The sequence below is a fragment of the Rhodopirellula sp. UBA1907 genome, from assembly GCF_002337565.1.
GTDB classification, from domain to species: domain Bacteria; phylum Planctomycetota; class Planctomycetia; order Pirellulales; family Pirellulaceae; genus Rhodopirellula; species Rhodopirellula europaea.
The window spans coordinates 56825-73846 of record NZ_DDGH01000074.1 but is presented as its reverse complement, the minus strand read 5'-3'; the positions used below and the strand labels follow the sequence as shown (position 1 = coordinate 73846).

Below are 17022 nucleotides of genomic sequence, written 5' to 3'. Positions count from 1 at the left end.
GAACAATTCGAGTTACGCGACCAAAGTTGCTGTCGGTGCTCGCAATCCAGGACGAAGTCCGCTAGCGCCTGCGAGAATTGGTCGCGAACCATTCGCTGAAATCCGGGGTTGGAAACTTCAGTTTCGTTCCGCGAAAACCAAACTAGCGGACGCTTGGCTTGCTTTCCGCGGGAGCAAACGGATCGTCTTTTCTGCTTTCATTCCATTCTTCGAAATCATTCAACAGGTGCGGCCAACCGGCAGTCTCAAGCACGCTCCAGAAATCGAATTCCTCATCGGAGTCCTCAAAGTACCGCTTACGGGCTTCACCAAGTTTGTCGTTTCGACCCCGTTCTGGCGCGAGCTCACCGCTCATCAACACCGGATAATGAATGTAGTGGGTCCTGGCTCCTGGATACGAATATCCACCCGGGCCCTTGAAGAGCGATGCGTCGTAGGGACCTTTGTACGTCACCAGCCAGTAGAAGCGATTGTCATCCGCTGACACGAGCACTGCACGGTGATACGCCCAAGCATGCAACTTACCAAATCCTTGGAATTCATTTTTGTCGTGTCGCTCTTTCGCAATCTGCATGGCAGTACCAATCGCACAGGGTATTGGTTCGTCGCCGATCTTCCACTCGGGTGTTTTCGCCAAGATTTCGGAAGTGACCGTGAACACGGTCGATGTTCCGTAGACCTCGAACTCCTCCGCAATGGCTGGAGAGTGCAACAGCGTTATCGCCATCGTGAGAATGACAATCGTCCGGGCGTTCCATTTCATCTTTGGTCAACCAAGAATCACTGTGGGATGAGGGACGCTTCTTTGGTGTCCAGTCACGACAGCCTTGGTGACTGCCCAAGTCCCCAACTGAAAAGCCACTCGGCGACTTTGAATTGCGGTCACTGTATCATGCCCGTTGATGCTGCGCGAGCATATTCCAATACCGCGTGATTTTGCGTTGTCGGTTTCTGACACCAATGTTCCAGGATCGAGACCGCATCTGGCACACTGGACGCCCAGTGCCCGAGTCCATGGATCGCGGACACCAGACTATTGTCGTGGTTCGTTTGAAGAACGGAATGCATCACATCGATTGCTGCATCGACCATCCCTGGAGTTGCATTGCCAGGGTACAAAACAAAAACATCCCAGAACATATAGCAAATGAATCCCATTGGACCGTCGTCGCGGGAGTTGCCGATGTCGGTCACTTGGCCAGTGCAGTGTCGGTTGAAAAAGTTTTGATAGAGGTGCTTCAGGTTGCGAATCCCCTTGATCCTTCGATCTTCACGGCAATCCGAGGTGTAGAGAAACGGAAGATCGCTGCAGCAATTGGAATAGATTGTATTGATCCCTTTGCCAAGTTGTTCCTTTGTGAACGCCCCGTGCACGTCGGAGTCGACAAGGATCTGATCCACATAATCGAACGCGAGCTCAGGTGGCACATCGTAGAAGCCCTGTGCATGCTCATGCATCACCGGGTCGCTTTCGGGCGGAAAGCTAAACAGTTCGTTTCTCCATTGCTCGTACTTCATCGAAAACGCTTCCCTAGCAAAGGTGCCATTCATTTATCGGATGCAAGCCATTTGCGAGAAAAACGTTTTCGAAATGCTCACCCGGGCCTGAATGCCAGACGCAACTCGAACTCAGCAGGTTCGGTAGCTTGGAACACATCGACGCGTTCTTTGCCACCTCGCAAAAGCCAACCTCCGGGTTCAATCGGCCCTTCCTCCCTCACTGCCGAGACCCCAGATCCAAACAGTGGTTGCGATCGAAGCCGTCGTAACGAAGAGCAAGCGGGAAGCATCATAGCCAATCAAATGACTCCGAACGATGCGTATAGGATCAGGCAGCATAGAAACACGATGGCGACAACCAGTATCCATCGCGGTAAACCGAGCGTTGTTGAGTTCAGGTCTTGCTTTGTCGACAAGGAGAATTCCCACGCCTCACCTTCAAAATAGATTCCGCAGTGCTCGCATCGCATCGAGTGCATGAAGATAAGACTGCCACATTTTGGGCATCGAACTCGAGTGTCATCGCTCGCGGACTCGCGGTGTTCGTCGAACTTTAGTATTGGCGGTTCGTTTTTCATCTCGGGCTTGCTGTGTCGCGTTGTCTATGCCGGCGTACTGACCACATGGTAGCAGTTGAAATCGAGGCTCCACGTTGCGAGTTCGGCGACCGAACATTGCAAGTCCGGTTGGCATATCCGTCCGGTTGGCGCTAGCGGGCGGCCCGACAGCCAGCCGACGTGAGATTCGAGCCCACCGAGACTTGTTGCCCCCTGCCTTTGGCAAGCAACGCAAATGTGGTCAACCATTTTGCAGCTAGCGGATCAGTCGATGAGCGAATCGCTCAGCTGTGAGTCACGGCCACGAAAGTGGCGAATCGCAGCAATCAACAAGTTGCCAAACACGAGCAAGACTCCAATGCAAAGTAGATAGAACCCAGCGTCCTCCACCTCGCTCGCCATCAACCACCAAAAGCGACGATTGCTCGTGAATGCAGTATTCGGAATAAAATTCTCTGCGAGAGGCCACGCTCCATAGTAACCCACAAATCCAAGCAACAGTATCAGTGCGCAGCTCACCGTTGCGATCGGCCAATGCTCACGCTCGTTGTCGTCAGCGAAGCTGAGCGTCGTGAAAACAATGCCCACTGGGATCGAGAAGAGCACGGAGGCTGCGAAGATCACTCCGACCAACGGTTCCCGAACGAACGTGTCATCGAAAACCGTGACCATTCCCGAGAACCACGCAACGGTGGCGGCAAGTGTGGCTGTAGAAAGCCCAAGTGTGCGTATCCCAAATTTCATGCCACCAGTCCCCTGTCAGCCAAGCTACGGCTACCTGTTCGATTGCTTTACCTCTTCGATCATCCACTTGGTAAACCCAAGGTTTGAATGAGGGTTGGACTCCGGGCCGACTGGGCGATTCCGGCCTGTGTGGTGTGGGAACAGGTTGAGGTAGTAGTGCATCTTTGGATGATGCTTCGGCAGCCCCGCCGCCCAGAACAATTCGATCCACTTTCGTTCAATGAATGGCTCGTACCGTTCGTCCTGTTCCCAAAGAATGGGACCGAAATAGAAAACGTATTCGAGGTCTTGTTCCAATGCCCATTTGGCACCTGCGACTACTTCGTCAGGGTTGGACCACCCCGTTGCCAGTGGCCAATGCCGGTTGAATTGATGAGCCTCGTACGCAACGCCGCTGGTCATCTTGATCACCTTTTGTGCCTCTTCGTTGGTCGCGAAGAAAGATGGCTCCTCAACCATCATGATCAACTTGTAATCGCCGTGCTTAGTCAGGTTTTTCGCATGAGCTTCTTTGAAAAGCTGGCGTATGTCGCGGATGTCTTTGGCTGAGAGAATCCGCCCGTCTTCTTTGAAGGGGCCCAGCTCTGCATCCGCCCAACCACGATCAACCGCCAAACGAGCTTCCCGGCAAATCAAGATATGTTCGATCTCACCACCTTTTCGCTCCCATCGGCGAATCGTCTGTATCAGAAGATTCTTCTCAGGGTCGAGATCGTCTCGGTCTTTGCTCAGCCCCCAGTAGTACTCAAAGAAAACATGCTTCGTCGCAAAGTCGCCACCGGGCACCCAGCCAAAAAGCGTGTCGATGTTCTCGGCGACAAACGGATAACTGCCATTCTGTTTGTCGTAGGTTGGCATGCCCTCCCACGAGCCACCGTGGTGGTGCTTGGTGCCCGATACATCCGCAGGAATGGGACGCAGGCCGACCAAACCATGTGTTGCCTGAGAGGGACCTGTTAGCGTCTGTTTGGTAGGCGTTTCGGTAGCTGATGCCGGGGGCTCGTTCGATTGAGCTTGGGCGACGCTCGAGATTGGCAAAACCAATATCAGCGCAACGATCACATGAATGGATGGAGTCAGCATGGTGTGTTCCTGAGATGCTTGGCGTCTGAGTTGGCCGAGACCCATCGGAAGAACTCCGTTGCCAAGTGACGCTGACGAGGCCATCGTGTCGAAACCCTTTGTTCAGTGGTGGTGTTTCGTCACGGGCTTTCAACAGTGCGGTCAGGCACCAGCGAAGAAGCGTCGCACGATGATGCCAGCAAGTCACAAAGAACTGTGGGCCCGGCCAAAGGGGGGCGTACTGTAGCTTAGCGAAAGCGTTGCGATCAAGCATCGTACGGCTCGGTCGGTGATGGCTTTTGATCGCAGTCGGAACATGGCGAACCAGAGAAGCCCAAGGGATCCGAAAAGCGTCAAGATCCCAAGCGGAAGCCCGATAATGGCGAGATGTTGCCGGTATGTCGTGAATCCAAAAGTGCGTATCCACATCGTACCGAGAAGCGAACCGACGCCTCCAGCAATCAGCAGGAAAAGCGTGAGGCAACCGGAGAACGCTGAAGGGCCACCAGGGCTTGTTAACGGTGCCGGAGACTGGAGGCCCTCATCTGAAGGTTCGTACGGGTTTGATTTCACGAAAGGAGCATTTCAATCAGACGAGACGCGCAGCAAACGTGCGAGAAAGGAAAGATTTGATTTTAACTGCCGCGGGAAAGTTCGTTACTGCTCACGGCTCTGCCACTTGCGATTTGGGGACTGTCAGCGGCAACGACTGAGCGGTGGACATCACCAATCGATGCCGCTCAGGTGTACCGAGCGATTTTTATCGCATCCGACCCAGAGTTAACATCAGGTCTCTTGCCGATTGACGCCCGTCGTTTTGTCGATGATGGCGACCACTGCGAATGTGCAAGCCAGGGTTGCGATGAACGAGACCGCAGCAAGTGACCATGAAGTCGCGTAGTCGCGAGGGATGTCCCAATAGAGAAGCGGCGCACGGTTGCACCAGAACGCGTTCAAGTTCCCGACAAATGCACCTAGCAATATCGAGAGCTTGTGTTTTCGCAGCGTGGTATACCGATATGCCAAAACACCGATGGCGCCGAGTAGTGCCCCGCCGAGCGGCGGGAATGCAGTGTCGAAACTATCAGTCCAGAACAGCACCCACTGCAACGCAGTTCCGGCAAAAAAGCCTGTCAGAAATGAAGGTAGCGTTCGCCACAACGATCTCGTAGTCGCTTTCGCTTCGACTTCGCAACTCGGAGAATATGGATTCAAATTCGTGCTTTAAAATGCGATCGACAAATCAATTTTCTTGACCGACGCTCAGGCGAGATCGCGGAGGACGGGCGAACAAATTGAAACCGGGCGGGAAAACGGAGCACGCGTCTTACCGTGCATTCCCTGGCTACTCCAACTCCTCGGAACCCGAAGGAAGCAGATCAGCCAAGCCTCCCAATAGTGCGTACACAACCATTACGCCGAGACCAATGTAGCAAGTCGTCAGCAACGGCAGTCGGAACCAAGCCACGAATTGTGAAGCAACCATCATCACGATTGCCGCAGGAATTCCACGCAACGCGGCACCGACGAACACCAAACACCAGTGCGACGCCCCCGCACCGCCGTTTGCTTCCGTCGGTTCGTGTTCTGAGGAAGCTGTCAGCATTTCGCGAGACGCAACTGGCCTGGCCTCACAATCAGCACACAGAACCGCTGAGTTGTCGATCGGCAGCCCACATCGGATGCATGGTCTCATTGCGACTCAAACACTGTCGATTTTGAATGTGGCTTAAAACGATTGCCATCAGCGGTCACGGACGATTGTCCCTCCGTCGGCATAGGACGATGCAAGCCGAGTTCCAATACGCGGCCTGTACGCCCGTTGCGATGGACGAACGGATCACGTCAATGATCAAAGACAATGGACACGCCACCAAAGCACACCACGAAACCGAAAAACCAGAGTGGGATACCGTAGAGCGACGGTACGTAATCCTCCGTCGAGAAGACCCATTTCCAAGCATGGGAAGACCGGCGTTTGCGATAGGTGAAGTCCCAAGCGATCAAGACCAGCCCGAACGATATGAACGAGCAGCCCTTTGCGGAGTCGGTTTCTCCAATGACAGCGGAAAGCACGGCCCAGGTGAGCACAGCCGCGCCGGCTGGAGCGACGAAGTATCCTGCAAGCCGCGTGACGATATCTTGAACCGGATTTGCAACGGGCGTGCTGCTCGTGTGAATTGCCACTCGACGCAACTCCGGCGCGGGACCGAAGTCGTCAATCGGGTCACTAGGGAGCCGGGAACAACTGGGGCAGTGTCCATCCGCCCTAGGAACCATTCGCATGTTGCAGTGGGGACAGATCGTTATTTCCATCTTGATCGCACTATAGGGTCATGGAAACGGGAAGAAATGCAAACGTCACATTCAAGCGTGTGGGGCAAACGCCTCGAATATCAACCAGTACCCAGACCAGCGAGATTGCCTCAGGGCACCCGAAATAGTGTAGCGATCCGTCCGTTCGCCAGTTGAGACCGCCACCGTCACGGTGACAAACATTTCGACATCGGTCGCCGGTTGGAGATTGTTAGGCAAACGCAGAAGGCAGTTGGCGATTGCGCCAGAGTAGTGCGCACGGAATGCAATCCGTTTGCTTTCCGGCGGGATTGTGAGCTCGGTAGGGCAACCTTCAACCGTGACCACAACAGACTCGACGTCCATGTGCGTGTAGTCGATCGCATCATTGCGGTAGTCGAGGGCGGAGACAGCCAGAGAGATCGGAGGTCCGGAAGTCTCCGAACAATAGATCAATGGCAGCGTATAGCCGTCGGACGATGATTTTCCGCATACGCGCAGCCAAGTATCACCAGCGACGGTCGGTTCGCAGCAACCATAGTCGGTGCGATCCGAGTGGTTGAGAAACGCGGGCGCGGGTGTTCCGCTAATTATTGACAAAGCGGCAAGTGCTTCCCAAACGGCGACCACAGCAAAGACGTAGCGACGGTTCACATGCATGGTCGAAGCAGATCGGCAGGAATCATCGGGCACAATCATGTGAGTCGTTTAGCCGTTAGCCCCGATTGTACGTGGAAGCAACAACACTTGCCTAAACAGTTCAAATGTCGAAAGACTCTTGGCGACCTGCTTGGTCGGTTACCCGCGTTTTGACTTGGTAGATAGCAAAGACCGCAACAAGTCGTTGGTCACGTAGTCCGCGGGTGTCTTCCCTGATTTGTTGGCAATCGAAGGGTCCGCACCAGCGGCAAGTAGCATCGCAACGATTTCTGTGACGGCCTCCGATCGACCAGCGGTGCCCGGTGCGCCCGTTTGGCAAACCGCGCGGTGCAGAGGTGTCGATCCATTTCGTCGACAGCGCTGATTGACGTTTGCCCCCGATCTGATCAGCGATTGGACAGCTATCGGGCTCCTAAATCGCACCGCGTGATGCAATGCCGTTACTCCGTTCTTGTCGGTCTGGTGGACATCGACACCAGCCTTGACAGCAGCATCAATGCGTCTCTCTTGGTCCGCTGGATCAGGAGCACGTTCGCAGCAGATTTCAAAGAGTTCGTTGACCATGTTCAACAACAATCGAGGCAGCGTGCATCACGACCCATGCGTTTTTATCGGACAATGACAAGGTTCGTTGCCATTGCACGGAATGAATTGATGACTAACGAAGGCTTGGTTCGAATCGGCTGTTGAATGCGTCCCCATCACGGAATGCGAAGGATCTTGCGAATGGGTCCTCCACGGTTCGACGTACCAAGAGCTTTTCAGGGGATTCAATCTTGGTCTCTGAAAATCCAATCTTGCTCATGCTCTTTGCAAGTTTCCGGGTAATCGAGAAAGGGAATTTTGTCCCGGGTGCGAGCGTCAGTGACTCACCTTGCAACTTCATCACCAGAAATGAATCGGTGACGAAAGTGAGATTCACCTTCGATGCTGGCAGCAACCGTATCTCATCATCATCCATGTTGGGGAGCGTTTCAGCGATCGCGTCTACGAGCCTAAATTCGGCACCACTTGTGACTTGGATAACAAACTGAGATTGGTCGGCGTGTGCGTTGGGCGCCTGAACAACGGTGATCCAGGTAGCGTTGTCCTTCGACGTGACTTCATCCGCGGCAACATTGACGCAAAGTGTGGCAGCAAAGCAGACGCATAAAACGGAGATAGTTCGAACGGCCATAAGGTTCCCCAACGGCTGAAAAGAGTAGAAGCAACGATTCGACGAACGGTAGAAATCACGGGCGACGGGCGAGGAATTCGCGAGAAGACGAGAAAGCGTGCTACTCGTACTCCCGTGCACTTCATGGTTCCCCGCATTTGCAGTGGTGACACATCAGTCACAACGGCTGATGTGAACCCCATCCTATCGGGGGCAATGCAGGACAACAAATGTTTCCAACCACGAAGAAGAATACGTGCCTTCAATCAGTGTGAATCCGTGTGCGATTCAGTCGTGAGTGCGAGCCAATTGCGGCGAATCAGCAACAGATACGCAAGCATCAAAAACAAATTGGCCATGAGCGCCATAATGCGAACGGTTGTTGGAGCAGCGTCAGTCCACTCTGCAAATTTGTTGAGCGCGAACGAAGTGCAGTATCCCGCGATCAGGAACAAACCTGCAGCAACGAACGGAACACTTGCGGCTTTCCCGGGATGAACGTGCCTCGCCAATGCTTGACGATAGAAAGCTGTCGTAGCAATCAAAGCGAGAATCACGATCAGTAACAAGGCAACACCGAACGCGTTGGGTCGGAAACGGGGTGATGATCGATCGGATGACGGCGACGATGTGTGGGTGTCGGCAGTTGGTTTTTCACTTCAGAGCGGCGCCCACCGACGCTCAATTGCCATCACATAGTTCTCTACTGTATAGCAATCTAAAACCAAAACAGGTACAGAATTGCCTGCTAAAGTAGACCAAGGACGATGAAGGCGACGCCGTATTGGATGCCCACCTTTGCATCCACTCGCCATCGACGCTCGTTGAGACGTTTGCCAATCAAGTCATCGGGCATCGATTCACTTACCGCAAGCAAGTCGGTATTCGATGGTGGGTGTCTCGAATTCGCCAGCGAGACCGCAATGCTCACCATTCCTATCGAGACTAGAACGATCGCCCAAATGCTCATCGACGGTACTCCAACCAGAGATGGTGATCATGCACGCGCTCACGCAAAGGAGCGCCGAACTACCAAAGGACCACGTGGCGCGTTGAACTCGGATTCGCCGCTCCGCTGTTACCGGGGCCTGACGGCACAGACTCTGGCGTAGCCGACGTAGGCTCTCCGTCGGCAAAATACATCGGCAATGCGACATAATCCATGTAGGTTCGTGCCTCGCACTTTCAGGCAGTCTGTTCGCTTTCTGTGCTCTGTTGTGCTCATGCCAACGGTGGGCCTCCGTCGGCTACATATTTACCCGCTGCTTCGCTCGGGGTGCCGACGCCGAGCACGTGCTGCGTGTCAGACGGGTGATGAGACTGAGGGGTGTGACGCGGGGATGGACTTCGTCCGCTTGGGTGACCGGCTTCCGGCTCCAATGCTTGGGAGTCACTGGGGCTCTGTCGGTTCCTTGGCGGGAGCCGGCAATGTGTCTGGTTGGTACCCCCCCCGTAATCTTCGGGGATCAAGCTGTCTGGTGCAACTGTTTCAGGGCTGGCGGATGAGATGGCACGCTTTCAGCGTTGATAGGGACTCGCGGAGTAGTTGATGCGGCCTTGCTGACGCTGCGGGTTGTGACAGAGGGGCAGCGGTGATCCGAATTCTTGACGAATCCGGCTGCGGAGGTGAGGGGCGGTGCCTTGCTGACGCTGCGGGTTGGGAATGGAAGCGTGCGGCCTTGCTGACGCGGTGGGTTGGGAGAGGCGGGTGGGCTCAGGCGATGATCTCGTGGATGGGGCGGACGTGTTCGACTCCGACGAGCTTTTGATCGAGGCCGCCATAGAAGTAGGACAGGTGGTTTGGATCGAGTCCCATTTGATGCAAGATCGTGGCGTGCAGGTTGCGAACGTGCAGCGGGTTCTCGACTGCCGCAGCACCAAGCTCGTCAGTCGTTCCGTGGCTGATGCCGCCTTTGATTCCGCCGCCGGCCATCCACATGGTGAATCCGTAGGCATTGTGGTCGCGGCCGCTGCCGTTGGCGTATTCCGCGGTGGGCTGACGACCAAATTCGCCTCCCCAAACGACGAGGGTTTCGTCGAGCATGCCGGTTCGTTTTAAATCGGCCAGCAAAGCTGCGATGGGCTGATCAGTCGCGCCGGCGTGTTTGTTGTGATTGATTTCGAGGTCGCCGTGAGCGTCCCAGTTGTCGTCGTTGTGGGCACCGCCGCTGTACAGCTGGATGAATCGAACGCCACGCTGTGCCAAGCGACGTGCTAGCAAGCAGCGTTTGCCGAAGGCTTGCGTCTTGGGATTGTTGACGCCGTACATCGAAAGTGTTTCTTCGGTTTCGTCCGATAGGTCGACTGCTTCCGGTGCAGCGGACTGCATTCGGTACGCCAGCTCGTAACTGGAGATTCGCGAGGCCAAGGGTTCTTCGCCAACGTGTTGAGCGAGGTGCCGACGGTTGGCGTCTTGGATGGAATCGATCAGGCGACGTTGCAGTCCAGGCGGGAAATCGGAAGGCGGGTTCAAGTCGAGAATCGGATTGCCTTCGGTGCGGAACACGGTGCCTTGGTAGGTGGCTGGCATGTAACCGCTGGACCAGTTCTTCGCTCCGCTGATGGGACCGCCGGTTGGATCGAGCATCACGACGAAGCCGGGCATGTTTTGATTTTCGCTGCCCAGTCCGTATGTCAGCCAGGATCCCAAGGCTGGTGAGCCGGACAGGATTTTGCCGCTGTTCATCATCAGCATGGCGGAGCCGTGGATTGGCGAGTCCGCAGTCATGGAATGCAAGAAGGCAATGTCGTCGACGTGTTTGGCGACGTTGGGGAACAGCGTGCTGACCATTTTGCCGCACTCGCCGTGGGGAGCGAAATCCCAGCGAGGTTCAACGATTCGGCCGCCGGCTTTGTGTCCGCCGCGGCCGAACGTTTTGACGTCGACGGTTTTTCCGTCCATGCCTTTCATGGCGGGTTTGTGATCGAACGTGTCGATGTGGCTGGGGCCGCCATACATGAACAGGAAGATCACCGTCTTGGCTTTGGGGGCGAAGTGCGGTGGTTTGACCGCCATCGGTCCGGCTGAGCCAGCGACTTGGGAGGCGGGTGACGCCGAAGCGTGTGGCAACAATCCATCGGTCGCCAGCATCGAACTCAGCGCTGCGGCACCGAACCCACATCCCGTTTCCCAAACGAATTCGCGACGGGTGCGACCACAGAAATTACCTGAATGGCTTGATCGAGATGCGTTCATGGCGTGGTGGTGAGGCAGGAGGTGAGATGAAAGGCGGGGGCGAACGATTGCAAAGAACCGTTGACGCGGGTTCTTAGTCAGTCGCCGCCGTCCCATTGTAGACGACTTTTGTGAATGGAGGCAATCGTTTCGTGAAAAATCCGACTGCGGGGGCATCACTTGGTCGGGTTTGAGTGCGTTAAACTGCTGGCAAAATCACTTTGCCCCTCCCACCTCGAGTCCCGCCTTGTCCGCCTCCAAGTCACTTTCTTTCCCCGCGAATCCGGCCCCCACCGCTCTGAAAGAGTTTTCGCTGACGTTGCAGTCCGAGTCCTATCGCTACCGAACACCGATGAAGTTCGGCGGGCGGGTGGTGGAAGAGGTCACGGTTTTGACCGCGGAGTGCATCGCGAAAAACCAAGCTGGCCAGTCCGCCGACGGCGACCAGATCGGCGTGGGAAGCATGACGATGGGGGTGACTTGGGCGTGGCCCGACGCGTCGCTCACCGATGACACCAAGTTGGAAGTCGTTTTGGAACTGGCCAGCCGAATGGCCGCGCAAGTGAACGAGGCATCGGGAACGCTCTCCGGGCATCCGATGGAAATTTGTCTTCAACTTGCCAGTCAGCGAGACGAGTTGGTTGCAGCGGTCGCGGCCGGGCACGAGTTGACGGCCCCGATTCCAGAGCTAGCGATTTTGTTGGCTGCGTCGCCGATTGAAGCGGCGTTGTTTGACGCTCACGGAAAAGCCGCCGGGCAGAGCAGCTATGGCTTGCTGTCAGCGGAGCATCTGCCGCCGGATTTGGGTGCGATGACGGGCGACGATCGCTACGCGGGTTTGCGACTGGACCAATTCATCTCGTCCTCGCCGGTCGCGACGTTGCCGCTGTATCACTTGGTCGGGGCGTTGGATCCGTTGACGGAGGCTGAATTGACGAAGCCTGTCGGCGACGGGTTGCCGGAAACGCTCGGTGAGTGGATCACTCGCAACGAGTTGACTCATTTGAAAATCAAGCTGAACGGCGACGATGCGGATTGGGATTTCCGCCGTGTTCGCGACATCAACACGGTTGCCAATGAGACGACTGACCGCGGCGCGTCGACGGGCAAGCCGTGGTGGTTCTCGTTGGATTTCAATGAGCGCTGCGAGGACGAAGCGTATGTGTTGGGGTTGCTGGATCGATTGGAAACGGAATGCTCGGAAGCGTTTGAGCGAATTCAGTACATCGAACAGCCGACGCATCGTGATTTAAAACGGCCGAACGCGGTGACGATGCATCAAGCGGCGGCGAGAATCCCGGTGGTGATCGATGAGTCACTGACTGGATTGGAGAGTCTGCACTTGGCGGTCTCGCAGGGGTACAGCGGCATTGCGTTGAAGGCGTGCAAGGGGCATGCGGAAGCGCTGTTGCTGGGCGCGATCGCAGTGCACGAGAATTTGTTCTTGTGCGTGCAGGATCTGACGTGTGTGGGGGCGTCGCTTCTGCACTCGGCGTCGCTTTCGGCTCATATTCCTGGCGTGGCCGCGGTGGAGAGCAATGGGCGGCAGTATTGCCCCGAGGGCAACGCGGAATGGATGGCGAAGTTCGGGCCGATGTTTGAGGTCCGCGGCGGCAGCGTGCCGACGAGTTGCCTGGACGGGCCAGGGCTTGGGTATTGAGTGCCGGCCAATCGCGGACGTCGTGGACGAGGCAACGAGTCCTCTGTTCGGGCTCTTGTCGGTGGTCGCAGCCTGGATCAAGCAGGTTTGTGATGGTGGCTCAATTCCAAACGATTGGTCTGTCACAGCTAAAAGTGAGGGTTGATCGTAGTGGACGAGGCCACGAGTCGTTGGATTTGAAGCCAGTTCAGGACTCGTGGCCTCGTCCACTACCCTAAAAACAAGTCCTGACAGACCAATCGTGGTTCGACCACATTGGGTTGCTCCAGAGTAGAACCGTTGTCCTCAACTGTTTGCGTGCTGGCTTGGTTTTTTCGCGAAACGAAACGCGGATGAGAAGCCGCTTTGACGCGGAGGCGGGGAGACGCGGGGACGCAGGGGCTTTGGCGTCTCTGCGTTAAGGACACTCCATCGCTCTGGGCTGCACGACAGGGGAGGCATCCATAGCAATGGAACCATCCGAATTCTTGGCGAATCCGGCTACGGGCTTTGCTAAGCGACGCGGCGGCGGGTGCTTCTTGTTGAGGTGGTGCCGGTTGCTGAACCGGGGACGGTCAGGGATTTGATGCGGTCGAGGGCGTTGGCCATCGCGACTCCGTCTCGGAAGCGTTTGAGTGGTTTGGGATCCATCGATTTACGGATCCAGTCCACGAACTCTTGGTTCAAGCCGCGACGCAGTTTCGCGTACGACGGCAAGGGTGCTTCAAAGGGATACTCCGGCAAAGCACCTGACAACATGCGGTAGATCACCAAGCCGAGCGAAAACACATCACTTCGATAAGTTGGTTTGCCCATCGCTTGTTCCGGTGCGATGTAGCCAAGCGTGCCTGACGCGGAAACGGCGTGGCGTCCGCGTTCGATCCGAGCCAATCCAAAGTCTGTCAAGCAGATCTTGGAGTTGGGGAACAGGATGAAGTTCTCGGGTTTGATGTCTCGGTGCAGAATGCGACGCTCGTGAGCGTAGGCCACGGCCGATGTCATTTGACGGACGTAATCCAGCGTGGTCGCGCGAGCCATGCGGCGACCGAGTCGATCGTGCAGGGTTTCTTCGCCCAGCGGGAATACCATGACGAAGTGGCCGTCGATGTAGCGAGCGTCCTTGAGCGGCAAAATGCTCTCATGCGACAAGCTCGCCATGATGCGAACTTCACGTTGCAGGTCGTCGGCAGATTGGTGATCGCTCGAAGCGTGAGACTCCGGGATTTTTAGCGCCACGTCGCGATCTTCGATCGTGTCGTGAGCGGAGTAGACGGTCGCAAATCCACCTTCGCCAAGTTTTTTGACAAGCCGGTATTTGTCCAACCGCATCCCGACGCGAAGACGACGCGTCGAGTCGCTGGGGTCCATCACCAATTTCAAACGTGCCGTCACGGGCGTTGCCTCAAAAGAGAAATCGAATTCGCACGGCAAGATGCTCGTGCCGACCCATCGAAATCACAACCAATTCATTTGTCGAAAAAACAAGTCGCTGATCAGCCAACCTTTGACAAACCAAGCTTTCTATCTTCGAAGCCAGCAGACAGGAGTCTTCGGGATGCGAGCCTTTTGCTGTTTCAACGCTCAAACGGCTCGCATGAACATTCCCAACCATTCCTGTTCATCTGCTTAGCGGACTGTTGATTTAGTCGTATACCGAATAAAAAAATTAGCCGATGGGCGTTAGCCCCGGTTGGCGTCTAATCAACCGCCGCTAACGCGGTGCGGCTCATTCAATCGACAGCCCGTTAGACGTTCACATGATCGTGCTGTTGGACTTCGATCGTGTTTTCACAGCGAGTGGCAATGTCAATCGTGACCGCCCAGCGTCCTTCGGCGTCCGCGGTGATGATCCAATGAGGCATCACGCACACCGATTGGTGAACCAGTTCAAAACCGGCTTCGCTTTGGCTGACTGTTTCCACTGGGAACGCCCACACGCCGCTGTCGCGATCGGTTCGCAAGTCGATATCGACACCGAGCCAGCGATCTGACAGGGACAAGCCACGCACATCGGTGAGGTCCAAGCGTTCGCCGAGTTGTCCGAGTTGGTTGCCGTCGACGTCGCTGAAGTAACGGTCGTCGGCTCCGGATGGCAATCCGGCAAAGTTCCATTCGACAGCAAAGTGCAGTGGGCTGGCCGGTGGCAAGTTTTCCAGCAAGTAAGTCACGGACAGGTTGCCACTGCCTTCTTGCAAGGTGACCGCTTTGGTCAGCGTGATTGGGATTCCCCAAGCGTTGCCGTCACGACGCAGTTGAGCTTGCACGCGGTCGCTGCCTCGACGCAGTTTGGCTTCGAATGGCAGCTCGACAAAGTCACCTCGTTCGGGTGACTCGCCACGCGAGACCGATTCGAGGGTCGCTTCGTTGTCAAAGAAGTGGTCCATCAAACTCTTGCGAGCGTAACGGTCGTACTGAATCATTTGATCCAGGCCTTCTTGCTTGAACACCACGCGGTCGTGGATGCTAGCCACGTCGCCACCGGCGCTACTCGGGCCCGCCAGGACTTTGCGGTGGTAGGCTTCGGGGCGACGTTGCAAAGTCGCCAACAAGTTGTGGTTGATGCCTCGCAAGTCCCACTCGTACATCCGGCCACCTTGGGCGGGATCGATCCAAGCGACCATGGATTCATTGGACAGCCGGATCTCTTGTTGTCCGTCGTAGTCGTAATCGCCGGCGGTCGCGGAAACGGTGTTCAGCGTGCCTTCGATTTCTTGCAGCAACGTGTCGGCTTGGATCAGGTGTTCGTAGATCGCGTTGCGAAGGTGAGGCAAGTAAATTCCGCCGAAGGCGCCGTGCCAGTACGGGCAGTTGCACTGACCGCGATACAGGTGATCGCGAATTTCGGCGAGTTCACCGGCATCGTGACCGCTTGCTTCAGCTTTGGCCAAACGATCGCTGACATGCATCATGCGAGCGTACATCTCGTTGGTTTCTTCGTACTTGACTTTGAAGTTCCGCCAGAAACCGCCACGCACGAACGATTCCAAGTGACCCCAGCGCTCATCGTTTTCCATCGCGTGGGAAACGTCGTCGAGGATCTCTTGTGACTCGGCGGGCAACGACCAAACGGTCATTTCACGGTAGCTGCAATCGGGCAGGTAAGCTTTGCCAGCGGGAGCAGCGTTTTGAATGGACTCGGCCAACGTTACCGTGTGCAACCACTCTTGGTTTTCAGTCAACGCGTCGAAAAACGAAAGCAACCAGCCTTCGTCGTAGACGTGCGATTTGGTGTCAGGCCAGGTGCCGAACTTTTCGCCGTCGTCACCAAACGTCATCACGGCACCGGGATTCGAATGAGCGATCCCGCGAAGGTAGTCGATCGTTTCGTGAGCCGGGCGGAATGGGATCGTGTAGCGAAGTTGTTCGCTGCCGGGGAAGACGCGAAGCAGTTGGCCTTGGTCTTCGACGACGAAGTAGCTGCGCAGTTCTTCTTCCGCCATGCCAGCGGATTTGAAGTGGTAGTCGTCCAGCACTGTGTATCGCATTCCGGCTGCGGCAACGTCGGCGGTCAGGCCTGATTCCCAGACGCGTTCAGGCATCCACATGCCAGAGGGCGTGACACCCAGGTTTCGCTGCAACCACGAACTGTATGATTGAATTTGTCCCACGCGATCGCGGCGGGGCAGCATCGTCAGGATCGGTTCGTACTGTGGCCCGCCGACGATCTCGATGCGGCCGGCTTCGACGAGCAAACGCACGCGGTCGAGGTACTCGGGATGGCGTTCGGCCAACCACAGCATCAACGGGCCGGAGGTGTGCAGGGAAATGTTCAGTGCGTCGTACGGTTCAAACACCTCCAGGAACGGCAGGTAGCTGTCCTGGTAAGCTTGTTCAAACACGCCATCGAAGTTTCCGATTGGCTGGTGGTTGTGAAGGACCAAGCAAAGGTGAACGTGAGGCGACATGGGCGCTGGGATTCAGTGTGTGGAAGGACGTCGTGAAACAGGCGATGACGGTGCGCGAATTTTACGATTTGCATGCATGGCGCGAATGCAAAAAACAACCGGAATTTTCGAAACGGAGCGAATGTTTGGGCGAGCCAAATTCGCTGGTCGTTTCCAGCCGGTTAATCGGCGCAATCGTCACACTCGCGACAACCGCTGCGAACATCATCGGCTGACGGTTGTGCCGGCTTGAGCGGAAACGACGGTGGTAACGATTATGCGGACTGGTTTGGCCACAACCTGTAGCTCGGTGGACCTCCACACAAAGAGGTCGTGCAGTTTTGAAGTGC

General features: G+C 55.9%; 15 protein-coding genes. 2 read left to right on the top strand and 13 right to left on the bottom strand.

Annotated features, from left to right (window positions below):
• Nucleotides 1–142 precede the first annotated feature (142 nt).
• The 11 genes from B2R17_RS16390 to B2R17_RS16340 all read right to left on the bottom strand — a co-directional run bounded on the left by B2R17_RS16390 (nucleotide 143) and on the right by B2R17_RS16340 (nucleotide 11170).
• Nucleotides 143–763: a hypothetical protein gene (locus B2R17_RS16390; RefSeq protein WP_286764822.1), complete on the bottom strand. Its 621-nt coding sequence runs from the start codon at nucleotides 761–763 to the stop codon at nucleotides 143–145.
• A 119-nt stretch (nucleotides 764–882) separates the two neighbouring features.
• A complete protein-coding gene (locus B2R17_RS16385) occupies nucleotides 883–1551 on the bottom strand; it encodes a hypothetical protein (RefSeq protein ID WP_286764821.1) in 669 nt (222 codons plus the stop codon).
• 770 nt (nucleotides 1552–2321) lie between these two features.
• The gene (locus tag B2R17_RS16380; protein ID WP_236615794.1) at nucleotides 2322–2801 is read right to left on the bottom strand and encodes a hypothetical protein; all 480 of its coding nucleotides are present in this window, start codon (nucleotides 2799–2801) and stop codon (nucleotides 2322–2324) included.
• 30 nt (nucleotides 2802–2831) lie between these two features.
• Nucleotides 2832–3884: a hypothetical protein gene (locus tag B2R17_RS16375; protein ID WP_286764820.1), complete on the bottom strand. Its 1053-nt coding sequence runs from the start codon at nucleotides 3882–3884 to the stop codon at nucleotides 2832–2834.
• Between the two features lie 765 nt (nucleotides 3885–4649).
• Complete coding sequence (locus B2R17_RS16370) at nucleotides 4650–4964, bottom strand: hypothetical protein (protein ID WP_286764819.1); 315 nt, start codon at nucleotides 4962–4964, stop codon at nucleotides 4650–4652.
• 244 nt (nucleotides 4965–5208) lie between these two features.
• Entirely contained in the window at nucleotides 5209–5559 is a 351-nt protein-coding gene (locus B2R17_RS16365; RefSeq protein ID WP_286764818.1) for a hypothetical protein, read from the bottom strand.
• A 149-nt stretch (nucleotides 5560–5708) separates the two neighbouring features.
• Nucleotides 5709–6050 (bottom strand): hypothetical protein, encoded by a 342-nt coding sequence (locus B2R17_RS16360; RefSeq protein WP_286764817.1) that lies wholly within the window; start codon nucleotides 6048–6050, stop codon nucleotides 5709–5711.
• Nucleotides 6051–6230: 180 nt separating this feature from the next.
• On the bottom strand, nucleotides 6231–6857 hold the full coding sequence (locus B2R17_RS16355) for a hypothetical protein (RefSeq protein ID WP_008667706.1): 627 nt from the start codon (nucleotides 6855–6857) through the stop codon (nucleotides 6231–6233).
• A gap of 99 nt (nucleotides 6858–6956) precedes the next feature.
• The gene (locus tag B2R17_RS16350) at nucleotides 6957–7382 is read right to left on the bottom strand and encodes an ankyrin repeat domain-containing protein (protein WP_051073367.1); all 426 of its coding nucleotides are present in this window, start codon (nucleotides 7380–7382) and stop codon (nucleotides 6957–6959) included.
• A 1340-nt stretch (nucleotides 7383–8722) separates the two neighbouring features.
• Nucleotides 8723–8944 (bottom strand): hypothetical protein, encoded by a 222-nt coding sequence (locus tag B2R17_RS16345; RefSeq protein WP_286764816.1) that lies wholly within the window; start codon nucleotides 8942–8944, stop codon nucleotides 8723–8725.
• 744 nt (nucleotides 8945–9688) lie between these two features.
• Nucleotides 9689–11170 carry a DUF1501 domain-containing protein gene (locus B2R17_RS16340; protein ID WP_286764815.1) on the bottom strand — a complete coding sequence of 494 codons (1482 nt, stop codon included), beginning with the start codon at nucleotides 11168–11170 and terminating at the stop codon, nucleotides 9689–9691.
• A 226-nt stretch (nucleotides 11171–11396) separates the two neighbouring features.
• Between B2R17_RS16340 and B2R17_RS16335 the strand changes: the two genes are divergently transcribed.
• A complete protein-coding gene (locus B2R17_RS16335; protein WP_286764814.1) occupies nucleotides 11397–12809 on the top strand; it encodes a mandelate racemase/muconate lactonizing enzyme family protein in 1413 nt (470 codons plus the stop codon).
• Between the two features lie 492 nt (nucleotides 12810–13301).
• Here the strand turns inward: B2R17_RS16335 and B2R17_RS16330 are convergent, their stop codons facing one another.
• Together B2R17_RS16330 and B2R17_RS16325 are read right to left on the bottom strand one after the other, a co-directional pair.
• Nucleotides 13302–14180, bottom strand: coding sequence for a serine/threonine-protein kinase (locus tag B2R17_RS16330; protein WP_286764813.1), 879 nt, complete (start codon nucleotides 14178–14180; stop codon nucleotides 13302–13304).
• A gap of 353 nt (nucleotides 14181–14533) precedes the next feature.
• The gene (locus B2R17_RS16325; protein ID WP_286764812.1) at nucleotides 14534–16693 is read right to left on the bottom strand and encodes an alpha-amylase/4-alpha-glucanotransferase domain-containing protein; all 2160 of its coding nucleotides are present in this window, start codon (nucleotides 16691–16693) and stop codon (nucleotides 14534–14536) included.
• 32 nt (nucleotides 16694–16725) lie between these two features.
• Here B2R17_RS16325 and B2R17_RS16320 point away from each other — a divergent pair, with 32 nt between their 5' ends.
• Nucleotides 16726–16908, top strand: a complete 183-nt coding sequence (locus B2R17_RS16320; RefSeq protein WP_236615793.1) for a hypothetical protein — start codon at nucleotides 16726–16728, stop codon at nucleotides 16906–16908.
• Nucleotides 16909–17022 lie beyond the last annotated feature (114 nt).